Origin of the sequence: Ralstonia sp. RL (assembly GCF_001683835.1) — a bacterium.
In the GTDB taxonomy this organism is placed as follows: Bacteria; Pseudomonadota; Gammaproteobacteria; order Burkholderiales; family Burkholderiaceae; genus Ralstonia; species Ralstonia mannitolilytica.
The window spans coordinates 1-3359 of sequence record NZ_LWRX01000164.1; the positions used below are offsets into that span (position 1 = coordinate 1).

Consider the following 3359-nt stretch of genomic DNA (forward strand, 5'->3'; position numbering starts at 1 on the left):
ATCGGGGCGCGCACGGCCTTGTCGGTGCTCTCCGGCCTGTCGGTCAATGACCTGTCGGCGGCCGTGGCGCAGCAGGAGCTGGGGCGCCTGATCAAGATTCCCGGCATTGGCAAGAAGACGGCCGAACGCCTGCTGCTCGAACTGAAGGGCAAACTGGCCGACGCCACCGGCGTGTCGCTGCATGCGGCGGTCGATGACGCCCGGCAGGACATCGCCAACGCTCTGATTGCCCTCGGCTACAATGAAAAGGAAGCGGCGGCGGCGATGAAGCAGCTGCCGGCCGATATCGGCACGTCGGATGGCATCCGACAGGCCCTCAAGCTGCTGTCCAAAGTCTGATGATCCAGGAACACGACCCCAAGCGACTGGCGCAGATCGCGCTGGTAGTGCTGCTCATCATCGGCTGCATCACGGTGCTGCTGCCCTTCGTCGGCGCCGTGCTGTTCGCTTTCGTGGTCTGGATCTGCACCTGGCCTTTGTATGCCGAGAAGCTGCTGCCCCGGCTGGGTGGCCGCGATACCGTGGGGGCTTCCCTGATGACGCTGGCCCTCGTGCTGGTCATGCTGCTGCCCACACTGTTCCTGGCCGGGTCGCTGGCCAACGGGGCCGACAGGCTGATCGACTTCATCAAGCCCTACATCGAACAGGGGTTGCCGGCCAATCCGCCGGACTGGCTGAGTGCCCTGCCGTTCGTCGGCAGCGAGATCGACAGCACCTGGCACCGTCTGGCGGCCGACCGTGACGAGCTGAATGCGGCCATCCGGCAGCTGATCACCCCGGCCCGCCAACTGGCGCTGGCGCTCGGCGGTATTGCCGCCAACGGCTTGCTGCAACTGGCCCTGGTTCTGTTCGTCATCTTCTTTCTGTATCGCGACGGCGCGACGATCAGCAATGCCCTCTACATCGGTGCCCGCAAGCTGGGCGGCGAACTGGGCGAGAACATGCTCGACAAGGCGCGCGGCACGGTGGTCGGCGTCATGCTGGGCATTGTCGGGACAGCTGCCGCGCAAGGCACGGTAGCCATGATCGGCTTTCTGGTTGCGGGGGTGCCGGCTGCCGTGCTGCTCGGTTTTGCCACCTTTTTCCTGTCGATGATCCCGGTCGGCCCGCCGTTGATCTGGGGCGGTGCCGCGGTCTGGCTGTATGGCGAAGGGCAGACCGGCTGGGCCATTTTCATGGCGCTTTACGGCGTCTTCGTCATCAGCAGCATCGACAACTTCGTCAAACCCATCCTGATTGCCCGCGGTGCCGGGCTCTCCATCCTGCTCATCGCCCTCGGCGTTCTGGGCGGTGTGCTGGTTTTCGGCTTCATTGGCATCTTTCTCGGGCCGGTCCTGCTCGCTCTGGGCCACATGCTGCTGAGCCGCTGGCTGCGCGAGGAACCATCCGCATGATCGAAACCGACAAGCTGCTCGCCTCCCAGGGGGATTTCCGTCCGGGTACGCCCGATCGCATCATCGCGCCGCACAGCAAGTCGGCGCAGGAAGAGGCGCTGGAGCGTGCTCTGCGCCCGAAACGGCTGGCTGACTACACCGGCCAGCAGAAAATCCGCGAACAGCTGGAGATCTTCATCGAGGCCGCCAAACGGCGCGGCGATTCCCTCGACCACGTGCTGCTCTTCGGCCCGCCGGGCCTGGGCAAGACGACGCTGGCCCACATCATCGCCGCCGAGATGGGCGTCAACCTGCGCCAGACCTCGGGGCCGGTGCTGGAGCGGGCCGGCGATCTGGCCGCCATCCTGACCAACCTTGAACCGCATGACGTGCTGTTCATCGACGAAATTCACCGTCTGAGCCCGGTGGTCGAGGAAATTCTCTACCCGGCACTGGAGGATTTCCAGATCGACATCATGATCGGCGAAGGTCCGGCGGCGCGCTCGGTCAAGCTCGATCTGCCGCCGTTTACGCTGGTCGGCGCCACCACCCGCGCCGGCATGTTGACCAATCCGCTACGCGACCGCTTCGGCATCGTCGCCCGGCTGGAGTTCTACAATGCCGGGGAGCTGCAGAGCATCGTGACCCGTTCGGCGACCCTGCTCAACGCGCCCATCGACCCGGATGGTGCGCTGGAAATTGCCAAGCGTTCGCGCGGCACGCCGCGCATCGCCAACCGCCTGCTGCGTCGCGTGCGCGACTACGCCGAAGTGAAGGCCGACGGCTACATCACCCGCGCCATCGCCGACCAGGCCTTGCACATGCTCGATGTGGACCCGGCGGGCCTCGACCTGATGGACCGCAAGCTGCTCTCCGCGGTGATCGACAAGTTCGGCGGCGGCCCGGTTGGCGTCGACAACCTGGCGGCGGCCATCGGCGAGGCGCGCGATACCATCGAGGATGTGCTGGAACCCTACCTGATCCAGCAGGGCTACCTACAGCGCACGCTGCGCGGCCGTATCGCAACCCCCGCGATCTACCGCCACCTCGGTCTGACCGAGCCGGCCAGTGCCGTCGTGCGCGACCTGCTGGCCGACGAGTGACGGGCGGGTGCCTGTTTCAGCCCCTGCCTGCGCAGCAATTCCCGTTGAAACAGACCGTTACAAATGCATGTTGCGGCGCAAGGTAAAATCGCACGATGAAATTTGCGCCCAACGCCAATGCCTTCACCATTCCGGTACGCGTCTATTACGAAGACACCGATGCCGGTGGCGTCGTCTACTACGCCAACTACCTGAAATTCTTCGAGCGTTGCCGCACCGAGTGGATGCGTTCGGCGGGCCATGACCAGCGCCAACTGGCGCTCGATGCCGGTATCGGCTTCGTCGCCCGCAAGGCCAGTTGCGACTACCTCCGCCCGGCCCATCTCGACGATCAACTGACCGTCGGTCTCGAAGTCGAAAAGCTGACCCGCGTCCGTGTCGTGTTCCGCCAGCATGTGCGGCGCGGCGACGAAGAACTGGTCACCGGCACGGTCGAGATCGCCTGCGTGGACATGGCGAGCATGCGGCCCGCTCCGATTCCCGATTTTCTCTATGCCAAGCTGGAAACGCTGAAATGAACGTCACCCAGGATCTGTCCATCCTCCACCTCATCCTGCAGGCCAGCGCCGTCGTCCAGGTCGTCATGGCCCTGCTCGCCGGCGTCTCGCTGATGTCGTGGTACTACATCTTCATGAAGCTGTTTGCCGTCAAGCAGGCGCGCGAGAAGACGGAAAACTTCGAGCGCGATTTCTGGTCCGGCGGCGACCTCAACAACCTGTACAACAGCGCCGTGAATGACCGCCATCACGCCGGCTCGATGGAGCGCATCTTCGAGGCCGGCTTCCGTGAATTCACCAAGCTGCGCGGCCAGAAGAACCTCGATCCGAAGGACATCGTCGATGGCGCCCGTCGCGCCATGCGTGCGTCAAACCCATCCTGATTG

Annotated in this window: 4 protein-coding genes and 1 pseudogene; all 5 read left to right on the forward strand. The window is 64.5% G+C overall.

Annotation, left to right across the window (positions count from 1 at the left end):
• Positions 1 to 339, forward strand: a 339-nt coding sequence (gene ruvA / locus A6M56_RS15515) for a Holliday junction branch migration protein RuvA (protein WP_286758234.1), incomplete at its 5' end; no start/stop codon positions are given.
• 47 nt (positions 340 to 386) lie between these two features.
• A complete protein-coding gene (locus tag A6M56_RS15520) occupies positions 387 to 1394 on the forward strand; it encodes an AI-2E family transporter (protein WP_286758235.1) in 1008 nt (335 codons plus the stop codon).
• On the forward strand, positions 1391 to 2476 hold the full coding sequence (gene ruvB / locus A6M56_RS15525) for a Holliday junction branch migration DNA helicase RuvB (protein ID WP_286758236.1): 1086 nt from the start codon (positions 1391 to 1393) through the stop codon (positions 2474 to 2476). The genes A6M56_RS15520 and ruvB overlap by 4 nt, the downstream gene beginning before the upstream one ends.
• Before the next feature lie 95 nt (positions 2477 to 2571).
• Positions 2572 to 2994: a tol-pal system-associated acyl-CoA thioesterase gene (ybgC, locus tag A6M56_RS15530; RefSeq protein ID WP_286758237.1), complete on the forward strand. Its 423-nt coding sequence runs from the start codon at positions 2572 to 2574 to the stop codon at positions 2992 to 2994.
• Positions 2991 to 3344, forward strand: a pseudogene (locus tag A6M56_RS15535) (MotA/TolQ/ExbB proton channel family protein); the annotation flags it as partial. The gene ybgC and the pseudogene A6M56_RS15535, both read left to right, overlap by 4 nt.
• Positions 3345 to 3359 lie beyond the last annotated feature (15 nt).

Coding starts and splice junctions, on each gene's coding strand:
- ybgC (WP_286758237.1), top strand. CDS start 2,572: ATGAAATTTGCGCCCAACGCCAATGCCTTCACCATTCCGGTACGCGTC.
- ruvB (WP_286758236.1), top strand. CDS start 1,391: ATGATCGAAACCGACAAGCTGCTCGCCTCCCAGGGGGATTTCCGTCCG.